Below are 19,524 nucleotides of genomic sequence, written 5' to 3' on the forward strand. Positions count from 1 at the left end.
TTTCCTTATGTTCATTCTATCGTAATTGTACTTGTTGCAATCATGGTCTCCCAACACATTATTTTACATGATTTCGTAATTTCCTGCAACCTGGGAATGATAAAAAATTATCACGAAGCAAAAAGCTGCTCCCTGCCCGAAAGCAGACAGGAAGCAGCAGCTGTGTTATTTCTTATAATTGACAATATTTCCGAATTCCGGTTTTAAGGATGCTCCTCCTACAAGACCGCCGTCAATATCCGGCTGTGCAAAAAGTTCCGGTGCACTGCCGGCGGAAACAGAACCGCCATACTGAATCCGGATCGCCTGCGCTGTTGCCTCATCATAGATTTCAGCAATGCAGGAACGTATAGACTGGCATACTTCCTGGGCCTGCTCAGTCGTTGCAACCTTGCCTGTGCCGATTGCCCAGATGGGTTCATATGCGATCACTGCCTTAGCAGCATTCTCAGCCGGTATATTTAGGAATGCAATCTTGATCTGCTGACGGATCCAGTCAATGGTGATTCCCTGTTCTCTCTGGGTCAGTGATTCTCCGCAGCAGATAATAGGAGTGATTCCGTACTCAAAAGCCTTTAATGCTTTTTTATTAACGGTTTCATCAGTTTCTGCAAAATACTCTCTTCTCTCGGAATGACCGATTACCACGTATTTTACACCTGCGTCCTTTAACATCGCCGGTGAAATCTCTCCGGTATAAGCGCCTTTATCTTCGAAATACATATTTTCAGCGCCGATGTGAATGTTAGAACCTTTTGCTGCCTCCATGGCAGGAATGATGTCAATAGCCGGTACACAAAATACCACGTCTACATCATCACTGGCCACTAAAGGCTTTAACGTATTAACAAGCTCCACCGCTTCGGTTGGAGTCATATTCATCTTCCAGTTTCCTGCAATAATTTTTTTTCTGGACATAAAATAACCTTACCTTCCGTTATTTGTTATCTGCTGCTGCAACACCTGGCAGTTCTTTGCCTTCCAGGAACTCTAAGGATGCTCCACCTCCGGTAGAGATATGAGTCATCTTATCAGCAAAGCCAAGTCTCTTCACTGCATTTACGGAATCTCCTCCGCCGATTACGGTAGTAGCATCGCCAAGCTCTGCAACTGCTCGGCAGACTTCTAAGGTACCCTCTGCGAAGTTAGAGAATTCAAATACGCCCATCGGTCCGTTCCATACAACAGTCTTAGCGCCTTTTAATGCTTCCTTAAACAGCTCAATGGTCTTAGGTCCGATATCGAATCCTGACCATCCGGCATCAATGTTTTCTACCACTTTACGTTCTGTATCGTTGGAGAACTCCCTGCCTTCCACATTGTCGATAGGAAGAAGCAGTTTTACACCTTTCTGCTCCGCTTTCTTAATCATCTCTAATGCGTAATCAAGCTTGTCTTCCTCACATAAGGAATTTCCGATCTCTTTGCCCTGGGCCTTAGCAAACGTGTAAGCCATACCACCGCCGATAATTAAAGTATCAACCTTGTCAAGAAGGTTATTGATTACATTGATCTTATCGGAAACCTTTGCACCTCCCAGGATAGCCACAAAAGGACGTACCGGGTTCTCAACTGCCTGTCCAAGGAACTTAATCTCTTTTTCCATTAAGTATCCGACTACATTCTCAGATGTATATTTGGTAACACCTACGTTGGAACAATGAGCTCTGTGAGCAGTACCGAATGCATCGTTTACAAAGATTCCGTCGCAGAGAGAAGCAAGCTCTTTTGCATATACTTCTGCAGCATCATCTTTGCCGTATTTGGTCTCTTCCACTCTGTAACGGGTATTCTCAAGAAGAAGAACTTCTCCATCCTTTAATTCTGCAGCCACTTTCAGTGTCTCAGGACCAGTTACCTTAGGATCATTTACGAATTTAACTTCTACGCCAAGACGCTCGCTTAAAGCCGGAGCAACCGGTGCCAGAGATAACTCAGGAAGAGGCTCGCCCTTTGGTTTTCCCAGATGGGAGCATAAAATAACTTTAGCGCCCTGGTCAAGCAGCTTTTTTATAGTAGGAATCGCTCCGTCAATACGGTTAAAGTTCTGAATGACACCTTCCTTTAACGGTACGTTAAAATCACATCTTACAAGTACTTTCTTACCCTTTAATCCGGTTAAATCATCAACTGTTTTTTTATTAAGCATCTTTTTATGCTCCTTTCAGATTATGTTGTTACAACATCATAAAAAAAACAAAAGGCCCGGTCCTTTCCGACCGGACCCTTCGTGGATCTTTAGCCTAATTCAGCGAAGTACTTAATTGTACGAACCATCTGGCTTGTATAGGAATTCTCGTTGTCATACCAGGAAACAACCTGAACCTGATATAAATCATCACCGATCTTGGAAACCATAGTCTGAGTAGAATCAAACAGAGAACCGAATCTCATACCGATAACATCAGAAGATACGATCTCATCTGTGTTGTATCCGAAAGACTCGCTTGATGCTGCCTTCATAGCTGCATTGATTCCTTCCTTGGTCACATCAGCGCCCTTAACAACTGCTGTTAAGATTGTGGTAGAACCTGTAGGAACCGGAACACGCTGTGCAGAACCGATTAACTTGCCGTTTAATTCAGGAATAACAAGACCGATTGCTTTTGCTGCACCGGTAGAGTTTGGTACGATGTTTGCTGCACCAGCTCTTGCTCTTCTTAAATCACCTTTTCTGTGAGGTCCGTCAAGGATCATCTGATCACCTGTATAAGCGTGAATGGTGCTCATGATACCGGACTGGATCGGAGCATAATCATTTAATGCCTTTGCCATAGGAGCAAGACAGTTTGTTGTACAGGAAGCAGCGGAGATGATCTTGTCATCTGCTGTTAATACCTTCTCATTTACGCTGAATACAACGGTTGGCAGATCATTGCCGGCCGGAGCAGAGATAACTACTTTCTTAGCGCCTGCATCGATATGAGCCTGGGATTTGTCTTTGGAGCAGTAGAAACCAGTACACTCAAGTACTACATCTACGCCGATCTTTCCCCAAGGAAGATTTTTTGCTTCTTTTTCTGCGTAAATTTTGATGGTCTTTCCATCAACTGTAATGGAATCCTCAGAAGCTTCTACTGTGTGAGCTTTCTCACCATAGTATCCAGCATATCCGCCCTGAGCTGTATCATATTTTAATAAATGTGCTAACATCTTTGGATCTGTTAAATCGTTGATTGCTACTACTTCATAGCCTTCTGCACCAAACATCTGTCTGAAAGCAAGACGGCCAATACGTCCGAAACCGTTAATCGCTACTTTTACTGCCATAATTCAATTCCTCCTAAGAATAAAATTAAAAGTGATCGTTAAATAATAATCAACTACCGTTTATTCTACCTAATATTCCAATAAATAGCAAGTCCTTTTTTTATTTTTATCATTTCATCACATTAATTTTACATTTCATTCTTGACGTAACCGGCAAGATTGTATGCGTGATCAGAAATGCGTTCCAGGTTGCTGATCAGGTCCAGAAATACAACACCGGCTGCCGTGCTGCACTCCCCTGTGGAAAGACGTTCGATGTGTTTCTCCCTTAATTCTTCCTCCAGTGCATCTACTTCATCTTCATACTGAATCACCTTACGGACCTCATCCATATCGCCTCTTCTCCTGGCATCAATGGAATGGGAGAATGACTGGTAAGCTGCCTGGCAGATGATCTTAAGGTCAGATATACCGGTTTCAGAAAATGCCACCTCATGCTCCGCCATATATTCCGCCTGTTCTGCCAGATTCTCTGCATGGTCACCGACACGTTCAATATCGTTAATACTGTAAAATAAGTTGTTGATTATTATTTTCTGTTCCTCCGTCAAAGACAGATTGTTGATTTTGACCAGATATTCCGTCAGCATCTTCTCCATATTATTAATCGTCTTTTCTGTTTTATACACATCCTTTGCTTTATCAACATTTTTCGTTATTACAGCATCAATGGCAAGCTTCACATTCTCCATGGCAATCTGTCCCATATGTACCACTTCCATGGCAGCTGTCTCCACTGCGAATGCAGGTGATTCAAAAATTCTTTCATCCAGATGCTTCATGGTTTCACTTTCCTGATCACTGCTGTCTTCTGGCTGCTTTTTCTCCTCTGGTACCAGAATACCCGATAACTTTACAAGCTGATTAGCAAAAGGAAACAAAATGCAGGTATTGGTCAGATTAAATACCGTGTGAAAAACAGAAATCTGCACTGCAGTAATGTTATGAGCTGCAATATGAGGCATTGCAATAAAAATAAGAAAGGAGGCAATCCCAAATAATGTGGAGCCAATGACATTGAAAGAAAGATGAATCACAGCCGCCCGTTTTGCAGTTCTGGAACTGCCGATGCTTGAAATCAAGGCAGTCACACAGGAACCGATGTTCTGACCAAGAGTGATGAAAATAGCTGCGTTGGTGGTAACCACACCATTCATGGCAAGGGTCTGTAAGATACCAACCGAAGCAGAAGAACTCTGTAAAAGCGCAGTTACCAGTGCTCCGATTATCATACCCAGCAGAGGATTATTGCCAAGAATACGGAACGCTTCCGAGAATACAGGAGCATCTGTATATGGAGAAATCGCACCTGACATGAAATCAAGCCCTATAAACAGCATACCAAGTCCCACCAGTATCTCTCCTGCAGTCTTAGTCTTCTGCTTTTTTGCAAACAGAAGAAGAACAGCTCCGATTCCCACTAAAAGAGGAGCTAAAAAGGATGGCTGACATATGGAAAATGCATCTCCCAGCTGATTCATGGAAACAATCCATGCCGTGATGGTTGTTCCTATGTTTGCACCCATGATAACGCCCACAGCCTGAGTCAGATTTAAAACTCCTGCGCTGACGAAACCTACAACCATGACCGTAGTAGCTCCGCTGCTTTGAATAATCGCTGTAATGAGCGCACCCAGAAGTACTGCCATAAAACGGTTGTTTGTAAGCATTCCTAGAAACTGGCTCATACGGCTTCCTGCACTTTTCTGCATGCCGTCTGCCATGGTATTCATGCCATACAGGAACAGTCCCAGCCCTCCGATGAATCCAAACAGACTCGATATGTCATTGACCGACATTTGTTACCTCCTTGTAACCGTTATGTATTTTTATACGGTGCAGATCTTTTCCCTGGCATTTATCAGCACCGTATAAAATAATAACATAGAAAGATTTCATTTTTCAACGCTTTTTATAATTTATGTAAAGTTTTGGTGAAATTTAGGTAAAACCGTCGTTTGGGCAGATTGCATTTCTACTGATGATTGTTTATAATGAACTTAATTTTTGGAAAGGAGATCACAATGCTGCCAGATTATCATTTTCACTCAGATTTTTCAGGTGACTCCAACACCCCCATGAGGAGTCAGATTGAGCAGGCCATTCTCCTTGGAATGGATTCCTTATGTGTGACGGATCACCATGATTATGACGTAGATTCCCCTATTGACTTTACCCTTGACCCGGACCTGTATTATCAGACCATGTCCGGACTGAGGGAAGAATACAAAGACCGCATTGACCTTCGTATCGGAATTGAGCTGGGGCTGCAGCCCCATTTAACGCAGTACTATAGCGGACTGCTGAAACGCTATGATTTTGACTATGTGATCGGATCCACCCACTTCATCAACCAAAAGGACGCTGCCTACCCGGAATTTTTTGAAGGAAAACGGGAAGAAGAGGCATATCTTCAGTATTTTAAGGCCACACTGGAGAATGTAAGAATGAAAGATGCTTATGACGCAGCCGGACATATGGATTATATTGTCCGGTATGGTCCTAATAAAGCAGCATTTTACAGCTATGGTGCATATCAGGATATCATTGATGAGATATTAAAGACCGTAATTGAAAATGGGAATGGTATCGAGTTAAACACTGCAGGCTACAGAAAGGGAATCGGACAGCCAAATCCGTCAAAAGATATTATAAAACGGTACCGCGAGCTGGGCGGTGAGATTATCACTGTCGGATCAGATGCCCACATACCGGAGGATTTAGGAGCGGATTTTAAGACTGCAAAAGAGCTGCTGAAGCATTGCGGATTTTCCTATTATACAGAATTCAGAAAAAGAAAACCGGAATTTAAACCACTTTGATTAGGCTTGGAGAAAATGGATTGGAGAATTATCATGAATGTATTTGACATCGTAGGGCCTGTAATGATCGGACCCTCCAGCTCCCATACGGCAGGAGCCGCCCGCATCGGAAAAACTGCCGCTCTACTTCTTGGAGAGCCGGTGGCGAAAGCGGATATTCTGTTCCACGGTTCCTTTGCAAAAACCTACAAAGGACATGGAACCGATAAAGCCATCGTCGGCGGAATCTTAAAGTATGATCCCTGGGACCCCGGAATCCGGACCAGTCTTGAAACTGCTGACAGTCAGGGCATCTGCATCGCCATTCACACCGGCACCATTGAAAATGCCCATCCAAATACAGCCCTTGTGACACTTACCGGAACAGGCGGTAATACGCTTTCTGTTCAGGGTGCTTCTGTTGGCGGGGGAAATATCGTAATTACCAAAATTAATGACATGGAAGTATATTTTACCGGCCAGAATACCACATTAATCGTAATGCATCAGGATGTTCCCGGCATCATTGCCCGTGTCACAAATCTGGTTGCTGCCGGCAATGCCAATATCTGCAATTTCCGGTTAAACAGGCAGGAAAAAGGCGGGCTTGCTATTATGACTATTGAAATGGATTCCGCTTTTGATCCTCCTTTAACCGATCAGATCCGGCGTCTTCCTCATGTCTATAACACTATTCTATTGAAACTGGGTTAGAAGAATCAACCAACTGGAGAAAAACAATGAAACTAAAATATAATACCGTGGAAGAACTGGTGAGTGCCGCTTCTTCCAGTAATAAAAAAATTTCTGAAATCGTTTTGGAGCAGCAGGCGGAGGATATGGAATCAACCACAGAACTGGTGTACGCAACCATGGAAAACAGCTTTGATGTCATGCGTCAGTCTGTAATCAGCGGGCTTGATGAGACACTTCGATCTCCCAGCGGGCTTTCCGGCGGAGCTGCCGCAAAAGTAAAAAAAGCCGTCGATGAAGGAAAAAACCATTACGGCCATCTTCTTGGCAATGCCATCAGCATGGCACTGGCAGTCACAGAATTTAATTCCTGCATGGGTAAAATTGTTGCAGCCCCCACTGCCGGATCCTGCGGAGTTATCCCTGCAGCCTTAATCTCTGTTATGGATGAGTACGATATTCCCAAGCATGACATCGTCATGTCCCTGTTTACCTCGTCTGCCATTGGCATGGTCATCGCCAAATGTGCAAGCATTGCCGGAGCCGAGGGCGGCTGCCAGGCAGAGGTTGGCTCCGCTTCCGCTATGGCTGCTGCTGCACTGACAGAGCTCTTTGACGGCACACCCCAGATGGTATCAGACAGCTGTGCCATTGCCTTAAAAAACACCATGGGGCTCGTCTGCGATCCGGTAGCCGGACTGGTGGAAGTCCCCTGCATCAAACGGAATGCCATGGGTGTGGCCAATGCCTTTACTGCATCAGAGCTTGCCTGCGCAGGAATAAAAAGCGTGATTCCCGCAGATGAAGTAATTTTTGCCATGAGACAGGTCGGACAGCTCATGTCTTCTTCTTTAAAGGAAACGGCAGAAGGAGGACTGGCTGCCACTCCAACCGGCTGCCGCTTATGCAGACAGATTTTCGGTCCTGATTCCTGCGGCGAGGAATAACTTTACATCTCATATCTATTCTCTCATTTCTTCATTTTGGAAGAAAGAAATGCGTAAAAATCATTTTTTTCTTCCTTTAAAATGCGGTTTGGTAAAACAAATCCATGGGTGGAATTTAAAAACACCAGGATCATGGAAGGCTTTCTGGCGATTCGCCTGATTTTATTCCAGCTGATATCCTGTTTTCCTTCCCCCTGCCCCACATGAATTCCCATATCATCAAACCGGATCCTTATATCGCGGCTGGCCGCTGCCTGCTTTTTTGCTTTTCCATAAACTGCAAGAGGCTGAATGACCGGAAAGAGACAGCATCCGAGAACTGCAAAGACCCGGAACAAATTGCCGGAAGTTTCCCATCTGACAACGGTAAGTGTCAGGACGGCTGCCGTAAAAATCAAGTTGCACACCCCTACCATTGATCCGTAAATATAGTACATGGAAAGCTGCCAGATATCCTTTCCTGTATTCCGGTAAGTATACTCATATTTCATAATTCTTTCCCTCTCATAACAGAAATCAGGCATTGAAAAGAACAATGCCTGATTTCAAAAGTGCTCATCATTTTGCAAATAAGGACGGTAACCAGAGACTGGCAGCCGGTACAAACGTAATCAGTAACAGAGTAACAATCATGCATAGATAAAATGGAAGGGTTGCCTTTACCACCTTTTCCATCGGAATCTTTGCTACTGCAGAACCGATAAAGAGCACCGCACCAACCGGTGGTGTTAAAAGACCGATACCGCAGTTAAGTACCATAATAATACCGAATTGAACCGGGTCAATTCCAATTGAGGTTGCAATCGGAAGTAAGATAGGTGTCGCAATCAAAATAATCGGTGACATATCCATGATACATCCAAGAACCAGAAGAATCAGGTTCAGCAGCAGTGCCAGAATAATTGGATTGGAAGTAACGCCTGTAATTGCATTGGCCGCCATATCCGGAACATGGAGTGCTGTCAGACAGTAACCGAATACGTTGGAGGTTGAAATGAGGATCAGTACGATAGCCAGTGTATTGACACAGTCCCCCATTACATTCCAGACGCCTTTCCAGTCCAGACCTTTATAAATAAAGACGCTGACGATCAGGCTATAAATAACCGCGATGGCTGCAGATTCAGTAGCTGTAAATACACCGCCAACTACACCGAATACAACAATCAGTACCGCTGCCAGAGCCCAGAAAGAGACTCCCAGCTGCTTAATCAGATTTTTGATGCTGAATTTATCACCCTTTGGATAATTTCTTTTTACAGAAATAATGTAAGAACCAACCATAAGGGAAAGTGCCAAAATCGCACCTGGAACGTATCCTGCAAGGAAAAGGCTTCCTACGGATATACCGCCTGCAGTTGTCGCATAAATAACCATATTATGGCTTGGAGGAACTAAAAGTCCCTCACAGGAAGAGGTAATGGTAACAGCTGTTGAAAAATCATCATCATAACCCTGGTCTACCATCATTGGGATAAGGATAGAACCAAGAGAAGCTGTATCAGCTGCTGCAGAACCGGAGATACCTCCAAAGAAGTAGGAAGCAACGATATTTACCATTGCCATACCGCCCCGCATCCAGCCTACACAGGCATTTGCCAGTGCAATCAGCTTTTCAGAAATACCGCCGGATCCCATGAGAACACCCATGGTGATAAAGAACGGTACTGCCATTAAGCTGAAGGAACTGATTCCTTTTACCATCTGCTGACAGATCACCGCAAGGGAACTTCCCTGAGCAAGCAGACAAAATACAGCGGATAAGGCTACAGCATAAGCGATTGGAAACCGCAGAAAAACCATCAGAAAGAAACTTCCCAGTAAGACCAGGATTGCAATATTAGCGCCCATTAGAGATTTTCCTCCTTTACAAACAGTTTTTTCACATCATTGTAGAGAGCTTCCAGTTCAAATATAATCATTGCACCACCTGCTAAGGGAACAGGGAAATACATCCAAAATCTGGAAAGTTTCGGCATACTGGTATAAAAGCCCTTTGCCCCGATTCCATTAGCATATTTCCAGCCTACCGTCAGCATGATCAATGCAAGAGCAAGAATGGAGACATCTGCCAGAATATCAAGAACCATGATCAGTTTCTTTGGCAGATATCTGTCCAGTGCAGTCATACGGATATGAGATCCTTTCCGAATGGCAAGAGCTGCGGATAGTACCGCCATATAGCTCATAAAGGTTAATACCACCTCTTCACTCCACGCCGGATCCGGAATAAAAGGGATATATCTGCCGGCCACCGACATTGTGGTTATCAGAACATCCCCGATCAAAAGTATCTTACATATAAACAAAACAATCTTATAAACGATATCATAAGCCGGTTTTATTTTGTCAATTGTTTTGAAAATTACTGGCATAAAGAACCCCTTTCTAATAGTGAGGGCACAGAAAGCTGAATTTTCTGTGCCCCACCTGTCAACACTGATTATTTCATATCAAGAATCTTCTGATATAATTCTGCATTATCCTTTGTGTTTTCAGCAATAACGTCCTTGCAGGCTTCCTGCCATGGTGTAATGTCTTTTACTTCAACGATATTTACACCATCTTTCTTCAGACCATCAAGCACTTCATTCTCAGCATCCTGAGAAAGTTTCTGGTTGAAGTCAGAAGCATACTTGGCAGCTTCCGTCATAGCCTTCTGCTGATTCTCGGTTAATTTATCCCATGAAGCATCTGTAATGATAACCTGAATGGCACCAAGTGTATGTCCGTCAAGGATTAAGTTAGGAGCAACTTCCTGGAATGCATTTCCTTTGTAGTTGGCAATTGGCTGTTCAGCAGCATCAACAACGCCGGTCTGAAGAGCTGAATAAAGCTCGTTCATGCTTACTACGGTTGCATTTGCGCCTAATGAGCTTACCATTCCTGTCATAACAGGGTCACTGGAAACACGGATCTTTAATCCTTTAACATCATCAATTCCATTAATCGGCTTCTTGGAGAAGAAATGACGGAAGCCTTCTTCACCGTAGAATAACCCTCTTACTCCAAGTCCAATATCGTGCGGCTCCATTAAAAACTCAGGAGCAAGATCGCTGTTTACAAATTTCCAGTAATGATCACGGCCTGCAAAGGTGTATGGTATGGATAACAGTTTTGACTTGTTTGCACCATAGCTGGTGAGAGCAAATGCAGAGATACGTGACATATCAATGGTTCCGCCTCCGCCAAGCATGTTATCAAGAACATCGTTTTCCGCTCCCAGAACACCGCTTGCCTGTAAATCAATTTTAATGGATCCGCCGGACAGCTCTTCTACTTTTTCTTTAAACGCCTGATCGGTTTTACCTACAATTGTGTCTAATGGATTTACTTCTGCATATACAAGTGTTACCTGTGGATCTGTGGAAGAAGCTTCTTTTGACTCTCCTCCCTTGGTTGTCTCGCCTGCTGCTGCAGTGGTGGTTGCTGCTGCAGTGGTTCCCTCCGTTGCGGTATTATTCTTTGCAGTACCGCCGCATGCTGTTAATGATAAGGCTGCAATTGCAGCTAACATCAAAGCACTCAGTCCTCTTTTTTTCATGATATAACCCCTCCTTCTAAATTTCCTTGCCTGTTGGAAACCTCTATTTCCTTATGTTTCCCCAGCGAGATCATTCTAACACACAAAAAGTCATAAAACTACGGTAAATAATTGCGAATCCTAGTATTATTTTAACATCTTCTTCACAATCTATTCCCGTTTTTTTATATAACATTAACATTGTTTTTATTTTTTTACTGTTTTGTTTGACATTTCAGTCAAAAAAAGGATCCGTACATCATGTACGGATCCTTTTCGTTATTTTACTCTTATTCCTCTATCTTCCTCTTGTAGATCTCAATCACCTTTTTCATGGCCTCCTGTCCGGGTGCACCAATAGTCATTCGCTTTTCCACACAGGTTTTTAAGCTGATGGCATCGTAAATATCTTCTTCAAAAACAGGGCTGATGGCCTTATATTCTTCCAGAGTCATATCATCAAGAGCTATCCCTTTATCAATGCAGAAAAGCACAAGCTGACCCACAATTCCATGGGCATCCCGGAACGGAACTCCATGGTTTACCAGATAATCTGCCGCATCGGTTGCATTGGTGAAACCGTTCTTTGCACTGACCTCCATTACATCCTTGCGGAAGGACATGGAAGAAATCATGCCTGTAAACAGAGCAAGGCATCCTTTTACTGTATCAATGGCATCAAAGGTCAGTTCCTTATCCTCCTGCATATCTTTGTTGTATGCAAGCGGAATCCCCTTCATCGTGGTTAAGATGGAAATAAGTGCACCATAAACACGCCCTGTCTTCCCTCTGATCAGTTCTGCAATATCCGGATTCTTTTTTTGAGGCATAATACTGCTTCCGGTACTATAGGAATCATCAATTTCCACAAAACGGTATTCATTGGTATTCCAGATAATGATTTCCTCGCAGAATCTGCTTAAATGCATGGAGATAGTAGACAAGGCGCTTAAAAGCTCAATTAAATAATCTCTGTCTGCAACCGAGTCCATGCTGTTTAAGGTAGGCCCGTCAAATCCAAGAAGCTCTGCTGTATATTCCCGGTCTAAGGGATAAGTCGTTCCTGCCAGAGCGCCGGATCCCAGGGGACAATAATTCATTCGTTTTCTGATATCCAAAAGGCGGGAATAATCCCGGTCAAACATCTCAAAATAAGCACCTGCGTGATGAGCAAGGGTAATGGGCTGGGCCTTTTGCAGATGGGTAAATCCGGGCATATAGGTATCCAGATTTTTTTCCATCAGAGCCAGAAGCTCTTTTAAAAGCCCCTTTACAAGTACTGTAAGCTCATCAATCTCATCTCTGGTGTATAGTTTCATATCCAGAGCCACCTGATCATTCCTGCTTCTTCCCGTATGAAGACGTTTTCCGGCATCTCCGATTCGTTCCGTTAAAACCGCTTCCACAAAAGAATGGATATCTTCATGCTCCGCTGTGATTGTAAGCGTTCCGCTTTCTAAATCAGCACAGATGCCTTTCAGTCCGCCGATAATTTTATCCTGGTCCTCTTCACTGATAATGCCCTGCTTCGCCAGCATTGTAACATGAGCAATGCTTCCCTCAATGTCCTGATGGTAAAACTTCTGGTCAAAAGACAGGGATGCATTAAAATTGTGAACCAGCTGATTGGTTTCCTTGGTGAAGCGACCGCCCCATAATTTCATAATTGTTCTCCTCTTTCCTTAGTTAGTTGTATGAGTCCGCATGGGTTTGCGTTTTTTGTTCTTTCCTGCTGCCAGGCCAGCCAGCACAAGGAGTATCAATATGCTGCCTCCGGTAATCATTCCTCCGGTTTTTAAGCCCTGGGGCATATATTCCAGTGAAACTTCATGAGTACCGGCTGTCATATGAACGCTTAAAAAGGTGTCAAATATTTTATAAGGCTCTGCGTCTTTTCCATCGATTTTAACAGACCAGCCTTTGTCAAACGGAATGCTTAAATACAAAAGTCCCGCTCTCTCTGCATCAACAGTGCCCTTAATCTGTGTATCCGTCCACTTGGTAAGCTTAAGTGAATTTTTATTTAAAACCTGATAAACCGATTCAAGCCCTTTGGGAAGAAAACGGTAAGCGCTGGCTACCAGATCCTGCTCATTGTCATCGTTTCGGAGGGTAATCTCTTCTCCAGATTTTAGATAACCAAGTTCCAGTAAATATCCGCGGCTCACGTTGTCAAAGTTTTTCGTCTTTTCTCCCAGAAGTGCTGTGACCTTCTCAACCTTTTTATTGCTGACAAATACATAGTAATCTCCATCTGTATCAGGAGTAAAAGTAAAGCTTTTCCCATTTACTTCACTAGGCACTTCAGATAGCACAGGACTTGCACCTAATACCACTGATAAATCATTCTGAACCTCTGCCGGGTTCGTCAGCTCCAGCTGCCAGTTATTCTCCACATCATAAGGCATCATAACACCTAAGGAAAGAGCATACGTATTTTCCCGCAGCTGCATCTCATCCTGAACGGATACAAGAGAAGAGATTTCATTTTCTCCTGCTTCTTCCGAGTACAGAGCATATTTCACAGCAAAAAGAGCATCAACCAGAGGAGTGCTGCCAGTTATGCTGTAGGCATTGGTAGAACTTTCGCAGCCAAGCTTCTTAAAAAATTTGGACAAATCTGCATTGGCAGTGGAAGAAAACAGGGACACGGAAGGAAAGTTCATCCATGCGCCGTCATTCTTAGTCTTTCTGGTCACCTTTTCCACCCTGTAGAAAGCCGGGTTAGGCATCAGGCTTTCCGTTAAGTCTATGGATGCCCTGTTATCCTTTACATAGCTTGTACGGTTTGTGGTTGTCACGCTTGTAACCGTAGTGTTAACTGCCGCCTCTAAAGACACCACGCCCAGCGCCAGTAAAACAAGCAGATTCCGGCTGGCCCCCTTCTGATAAAGACCAATCAGCCCCGTATAAACAGCCAGAAAAATAATGGCAACATAGAATACAGAAAAATGGAACGCATCATCTGTCACAAGCTTCTGAGCCATAATTACAAAGATAACAGAGGCGAAGAAAGCTGTGACAACATGTTTCCATGGGATGTCGTGTAAATAAATATAAGCATGATATCCGGCTGTCAGCATAAGAAATATATAAATAAAGGACTGTCTGCAGGGAAGACTGTTGGGATAATGAAATCCATGCCAGATAAAATTCAATACGTTAATGGAAAAGCTGGCGAAAAAAAACAGTATGAGGGAACACATGACAATCTTATCCCTCTGCCGGATCTTCCTGCATCCAAGGTATAACAGAAAAAATATAAGGATTGCCACACCGCAGTAGATATTAGGCCAGTGATCCAGTCCGATTTCCGTTTCCACCGCAGGCAAATGTCTTGCGATCATATCAAAAATGGAAAAATAGGAACTGAATGTCTGGGGGAAGTTTATATCTCCCGAAGCCGTCATCTTCATGGCATAGATCTCAGGCAGCAGTACAACAGCAGCCAGTCCTCCCGCCAAAAGAGAATATACAGCGAAATGAACGCAGTTAATCAGAATTTCTTTCCACGGTTTTCTTCCTTCCAAAATCAGCAGTGCACCAAAATAGAAGACCATAAAAATACATATCATAATAGATATGTAATAATTTGATAAAATTGATAACCCCAGTGTAATACAGTAAAGAAAACACCTCTTTTCCTGAACCAGTTTTTCCAGTCCCAGCATGATAAGAGGGAACAGCAGGATACAGTCCAGCCACATGATATTCCAGCTGTACGCCGCCATATACCCGGACAACGCATAAAAGATTCCGAAAAAAGCAATACCAAAATCAGCTGTTTTAAAATGTCTGCGCAAATACCAGGAAAAAGCAAGACCGCTTAATCCGATCTTAAAGACAATCATATATGTCATAAACTCAATGATATAATTTTTCGGGCAGAGCACAATCAGCCAGTTTAAGGGACTTGCCAGATAATAAGAATAGAGAGCTGCAAAATTAACTCCCATGCCTATATCCCAGCTGTATAAAAGGCTGCCTCCGTGTGTCAGCTTATACTGGAATTCTGAGAAAAACGGAGCATACTGATGATACATATCCGTTCTCAAAAAGCTTTCTTCTCCAAAAGGGAAGATCCCTCTCTGTGCAAAAATGATGATCATGATAACCACAGGCACAAAAAAAGCTGCAATCAGACCGTCAGAAGCTTTTACAAGGCTTCCGCTTTTATGCTCTTTCTTTTTAAAAGAGGGATGCCTGTCTTCATGGAACGGTTCCCCTGCCCTGTTTTCTTCTTCGTCTTCTTCGTACTCTTCTTCTGCGGTTACGGATTTATCTTCAGAATCATAATCACTATCGTCCTCTAAACCGCCGTATTCATACAGTTCTTCCATTCCCTCTACCGGGACACTAAGCCGTATTACAGGCATGGAATCACGATCAATCTCCTCGTCTCCTTTATCAGCCAAAACCCCTGTATCCTGTCTGTCACCCGGTTTTTTCCCCTCCCGGATGTCCTCAGTTCTATCTTTTTTTTCATCTGATGTCATTTTAAGAATATCCTCTAACTCCTTCGAAATCTTTTCAATATCGTCATCGCGTTCCATTTTAATTTACCTCTCTTTACAGGGGGGAACCTCACTCTTTCGGAATATGAAAAGTTTGCTGAATACATAGTTTACAATCACAACAACGATGGACACCAGTATTTTGCTTACATATTCATCCATATTGAGCCAGGAAACCATTATCACCATAAGAACCATTTCCATGACGCCTGATGCAGCCCTGCACGCAGTAAAGGAAATCATCTCCTTCACCACAAATCCCAGGTGCAGATCATAGCTTTGAAAAACAAAGATTTTATTAACACCAAATGCAAACAGCACAGAAACAAGCCAGGCTGCTGCAGTGCTGATCCGGTAGTCGATTCCGGCTTTCACCATTCCAACGTACACGATCCAGTTGACTACCGTGGTAAGGACACCGAATACCAGATAGGAAATGACCTCGCGGTTCATAACCTTGTCCCATATTTTTTTTATCATAATGCTAATCTCCTGTAAAACACATTTCCTCTATTGTATTATAGGCACCGGAAATTGTAAAGGGAATCTAAGGGGACGTTACCAGAAAGTCCTTTGCTCCTTCCGTATAATGAACACTGCCATCAGCAGTGATAAAAACTCCGTAAACATCATCCATGGAATTTAACAGTTCCATTCCCTGTTCCAGTCCCATGGAGAAGCAGGTGGTGGATAATGCATCCCCATCAACGGAAAGCTTTGACAGGATCGTGACGGAAACCAGTCCATTTTCATAGGGGTAACCATCTCTTGGATTTAAAATATGATGGTAGTTCACACCGTCTTTTACAAAATGACGTTCATATACTCCGGAGGATACCACAGACATATCTTCTATATTCAATGTTTCGATGGTCTCATTCCTGTCTGCATAAGGTTTCTGCAGTCCGATCTTAAAGGGACTGCCATCCGGTTTTTTCCCGACGCAGAGTACATTTCCTCCCAGATTAATGACTGCACTTCTGACCCCATGCTCAAGGAGGTAATCCTTCATCCGGTCTGCTATATAACCTTTTGCAATGGCACCAAAGTCTATGGAAGTATCCGGAGATAAAAAGGTGAGGGTATCACCATCAAGCTTTAAATTCTGGTAACCTACTTTTTTAACCGCAGCACTGATTTCATCGGAAGGCGGAACAACGGGTTTTGGAGCGGTAAAATCCCATAAAGAGGACAAAGGTTCCACCGTAATATCAAAATCTCCGCCTGAGATCTTGGAATAATAAAGCCCCTTGGAAAGGAGCGCCGCCATATCCGGTGACAGTTTAACAGACGATTCCTGGGCCGGTCTGTGGTTGATCTTATAAACTTCGCTTCCCTCAATGGTTTTACTGAAAACATTTTCATAGGAACGGCAGATATCAAGGCATTCATTTAAAATCTTAGGATCATCCTTATCATAAAGCGTGACGGTAACAAATGTATTTAACAGAAAACCAGACTTGCTGACCGGTTCTATCTTTCTCTGGCATCCGGCAAGAAGGCTGACAGCCAGACAGACCGCCAAAACCGCTGTTTTTCCTTTTTTCATTCCTGATCCTCCATTTCCTTACCGGCTGCCACTGCATGCTCCACAAACATCCGGCGTATCCCTTCTATCTCACCCATTCCTTTCAGCCGGCAGATGACCTCATAACCATCTGCTTCGAGCCGGCTTTTCCATGAATCACTGTCAATTCCAGCCATATCATTATGAGCATGATCTCCGCAGACAATCATCATCGGCTGGAGAACCACCCGCTTTGAGTCTCTCTCATCCAATTCTGCCTTTACGTCATCAAAAGAAGGTTCTGCTTCTACCGTTCCCACATGATACCTGGTGTATCCCTTATTCTTTAAAATTCCAGCCAGACGATAATAAGCTGAATTGGCCTCATGTTCTGATCCATGCCCCATAAACAGAATCTCCATACCCTCAGAATCATATACTTTCGTATCTTCAGTCAAAATCGAGGCAAGCTTTAAATAGTCTTCCTCAGAAGAAAGCAGAGGGGCACCTATAATCAGCCGTTCAAAAGAATCTCTGTATTTTTTCGCAGCATTGACAATGCGGTCATATTCTTCCCCGCCCATAACAAGAGTCGGCTGGATAATCACCCGTTTAAACCCTTCTTTTGCAAGGTTTTTAATAGCTTCTTCCACTCCGTCAATGATGATATTATCCCGTTTTTTTAATATATCTATTATAATCCGGCTGGTAAACGCCCGTCTTAATTCATAGGAAGGAAACTTAACAGCTACCGCCTGTTCAATGGGTTCTATGGTTCTGCTTCGGCTTTCGTTATAGCTTGTACCAAAACTCACTACTAATAATGCCTGTTTCATCTTTCTGGTCCACACTTTCTAATCTTTTTCCTGACTACCATATCACAGATGATTTTTGCTGTCAAATTCCTTTTTACGCACCACAGGCGCAGAACCAAACGGTTCTGCGCCCATGACACACATTGCATACATTTTATTGGAGATTATTTTAAAAATCTACCTCTTTATCATAGTAACAACAGGTTAACAGTTTCTCCATCTCTGCGGGTGTAATTGCCCGTGGATTTGAGCCGGTGCATGCATCACCAACTGCTAACTCAGCTACTGCCGCTAATTTATCATTGAACTCTTTTTCATCAATGATTCCGCCTTCGTATTCCTTAATACAGGTAGGAATATCCAGCTTTTTGTTCATAGAACGGATTTCAGCAATCAGTGCATCAACCAGTTCTTCATTTGTGCTGCCCTCTAAACCAATGAAACGGGCAATCTCACCATAACGCTTTGCTGCCTCTGCGTCTTTGGAATTAAACTTAATTACTTTAGGAAGATACATGGCATTGGCACATCCATGCACAATGTGTCCGCCTGAATAAGCAGCTCCTGTTTTATGAGCCATGGAATGAACGATTCCAAGGAGTGCATTGGAAAATGCCATACCTGCAAGACACTGAGCGTTATGCATACGGTCACGTGCTGCCATATCTCCATTGTAGGAATCAATCAGATCATTATGTATCATCTTGATCGCATGAAGCGCAAGAGGATCGGTATAATCGCAGTGAAGGGTGGAAACATATGCCTCCATTGCATGGGTAATTGCATCCATACCTGTATGAGCAGTCAGCTTCTTGGGCATCATCTCAGCTAAATCCGGATCAACAATTGCCACATCAGGTGTTATATTAAAGTCAGCAAGAGGATATTTAATTCCCTTGTTATAATCGGTAATAACGCTGAATGCCGTAACTTCGGTAGCAGTACCGGAAGTAGAAGGAATTGCGCAGAACTGGGCTTTTGTTCTTAAAGTCGGGAAATTAAAGGGAATACATAAATCCTCAAAGGTTGTATCCGGGTATTCATAAAATGCCCACATCGCTTTCGCTGCATCAATGGGTGATCCGCCGCCGATAGCAACGATCCAGTCCGGTTCAAACTCCCGCATCATCTGGGCACCCTTCATAACAGTTTCAACGCTGGGATCCGGTTCTACCCCTTCAAACAGTTTTACTTCAAAACCAGCTTCTTTTAAATATGTTTCGACTCTGTCAAGAAAGCCAAAGCGCTTCATAGAACCGCCGCCTACAACAACAATTGCTTTTTTTCCTTTTAAGTTTTTTATTTCCTCCAGGGAGCCTTTTCCATGATATAAGTCTCTCGGTAATGTAAATCTAGCCATTGTAAAACCCTCCTTGTGAAATTCCTGTCGTTTCTATGAGATAATTGTAGTTCAAACAAAGAGGAATTACAAAGGTAAAAAAATATATATCAGT

General features: G+C 43.3%; 17 protein-coding genes. 3 read left to right on the forward strand and 14 right to left on the reverse strand.

Going from position 1 to position 19,524, the window contains the following annotated elements; genetic code table 11:
• Positions 1-165 precede the first annotated feature (165 nt).
• The 4 genes from tpiA to DS742_RS08070 form a co-directional block, all read right to left on the reverse strand.
• Complete coding sequence (gene tpiA, locus DS742_RS08055; RefSeq protein ID WP_117416475.1) at positions 166-918, reverse strand: triose-phosphate isomerase; 753 nt, start codon at positions 916-918, stop codon at positions 166-168.
• A gap of 19 nt (positions 919-937) precedes the next feature.
• Positions 938-2,149 carry a phosphoglycerate kinase gene (locus DS742_RS08060; protein ID WP_117416476.1) on the reverse strand — a complete coding sequence of 404 codons (1,212 nt, stop codon included), beginning with the start codon at positions 2,147-2,149 and terminating at the stop codon, positions 938-940.
• An 89-nt stretch (positions 2,150-2,238) separates the two neighbouring features.
• Positions 2,239-3,270 (reverse strand): type I glyceraldehyde-3-phosphate dehydrogenase, encoded by a 1,032-nt coding sequence (gene gap / locus DS742_RS08065; protein WP_117416477.1) that lies wholly within the window; start codon positions 3,268-3,270, stop codon positions 2,239-2,241.
• Positions 3,271-3,398: 128 nt separating this feature from the next.
• Positions 3,399-5,069, reverse strand: a complete 1,671-nt coding sequence (locus tag DS742_RS08070; protein WP_117416478.1) for a Na/Pi cotransporter family protein — start codon at positions 5,067-5,069, stop codon at positions 3,399-3,401.
• Positions 5,070-5,294: 225 nt separating this feature from the next.
• Between DS742_RS08070 and DS742_RS08075 the strand changes: the two genes are divergently transcribed.
• The 3 genes from DS742_RS08075 to sdaAA are packed head-to-tail and all read left to right on the forward strand — an operon-like array spanning position 5,295 to position 7,711.
• Positions 5,295-6,092, forward strand: coding sequence for a histidinol-phosphatase HisJ family protein (locus tag DS742_RS08075; protein WP_117416479.1), 798 nt, complete (start codon positions 5,295-5,297; stop codon positions 6,090-6,092).
• A gap of 33 nt (positions 6,093-6,125) precedes the next feature.
• A complete protein-coding gene (sdaAB, locus tag DS742_RS08080) occupies positions 6,126-6,785 on the forward strand; it encodes an L-serine ammonia-lyase, iron-sulfur-dependent subunit beta (protein ID WP_117416480.1) in 660 nt (219 codons plus the stop codon).
• A 26-nt stretch (positions 6,786-6,811) separates the two neighbouring features.
• The gene (gene sdaAA, locus DS742_RS08085; protein ID WP_117416481.1) at positions 6,812-7,711 is read left to right on the forward strand and encodes an L-serine ammonia-lyase, iron-sulfur-dependent, subunit alpha; all 900 of its coding nucleotides are present in this window, start codon (positions 6,812-6,814) and stop codon (positions 7,709-7,711) included.
• A gap of 23 nt (positions 7,712-7,734) precedes the next feature.
• Here sdaAA and DS742_RS08090 read toward each other — a convergent pair whose 3' ends face one another.
• The 10 genes from DS742_RS08090 to DS742_RS08135 form a co-directional block, all read right to left on the reverse strand.
• Positions 7,735-8,202: a YcxB family protein gene (locus tag DS742_RS08090; RefSeq protein WP_117416482.1), complete on the reverse strand. Its 468-nt coding sequence runs from the start codon at positions 8,200-8,202 to the stop codon at positions 7,735-7,737.
• A 67-nt stretch (positions 8,203-8,269) separates the two neighbouring features.
• Positions 8,270-9,562 (reverse strand): TRAP transporter large permease, encoded by a 1,293-nt coding sequence (locus DS742_RS08095; RefSeq protein WP_117416483.1) that lies wholly within the window; start codon positions 9,560-9,562, stop codon positions 8,270-8,272.
• Complete coding sequence (locus DS742_RS08100; protein WP_117416484.1) at positions 9,562-10,086, reverse strand: TRAP transporter small permease; 525 nt, start codon at positions 10,084-10,086, stop codon at positions 9,562-9,564. Before DS742_RS08100 ends, DS742_RS08095 begins: the two co-directional genes overlap by 1 nt.
• A 68-nt stretch (positions 10,087-10,154) precedes the next feature.
• Positions 10,155-11,255 carry a TRAP transporter substrate-binding protein gene (locus DS742_RS08105; protein WP_117416485.1) on the reverse strand — a complete coding sequence of 367 codons (1,101 nt, stop codon included), beginning with the start codon at positions 11,253-11,255 and terminating at the stop codon, positions 10,155-10,157.
• A gap of 269 nt (positions 11,256-11,524) precedes the next feature.
• Entirely contained in the window at positions 11,525-12,898 is a 1,374-nt protein-coding gene (gene argH / locus DS742_RS08110; protein ID WP_117416486.1) for an argininosuccinate lyase, read from the reverse strand.
• 18 nt (positions 12,899-12,916) lie between these two features.
• Positions 12,917-15,787: a YfhO family protein gene (locus DS742_RS08115; RefSeq protein ID WP_117416487.1), complete on the reverse strand. Its 2,871-nt coding sequence runs from the start codon at positions 15,785-15,787 to the stop codon at positions 12,917-12,919.
• A 6-nt stretch (positions 15,788-15,793) separates the two neighbouring features.
• Positions 15,794-16,228: a GtrA family protein gene (locus DS742_RS08120; RefSeq protein WP_117416488.1), complete on the reverse strand. Its 435-nt coding sequence runs from the start codon at positions 16,226-16,228 to the stop codon at positions 15,794-15,796.
• Positions 16,229-16,295: 67 nt separating this feature from the next.
• Positions 16,296-17,297 carry an FAD:protein FMN transferase gene (locus DS742_RS08125; protein ID WP_117416489.1) on the reverse strand — a complete coding sequence of 334 codons (1,002 nt, stop codon included), beginning with the start codon at positions 17,295-17,297 and terminating at the stop codon, positions 16,296-16,298.
• Positions 17,294-18,091, reverse strand: a complete 798-nt coding sequence (locus tag DS742_RS08130; protein WP_117416520.1) for a sirohydrochlorin cobaltochelatase — start codon at positions 18,089-18,091, stop codon at positions 17,294-17,296. The genes DS742_RS08125 and DS742_RS08130 overlap by 4 nt, the downstream gene beginning before the upstream one ends.
• A gap of 148 nt (positions 18,092-18,239) precedes the next feature.
• The gene (locus tag DS742_RS08135) at positions 18,240-19,430 is read right to left on the reverse strand and encodes an iron-containing alcohol dehydrogenase (RefSeq protein ID WP_117416490.1); all 1,191 of its coding nucleotides are present in this window, start codon (positions 19,428-19,430) and stop codon (positions 18,240-18,242) included.
• Between the last annotated feature and the right edge of the window lie 94 nt (positions 19,431-19,524).

This window comes from Lacrimispora amygdalina, from assembly GCF_003432035.1.
GTDB lineage: Bacteria > Bacillota > Clostridia > Lachnospirales > Lachnospiraceae > Lacrimispora > Lacrimispora amygdalina.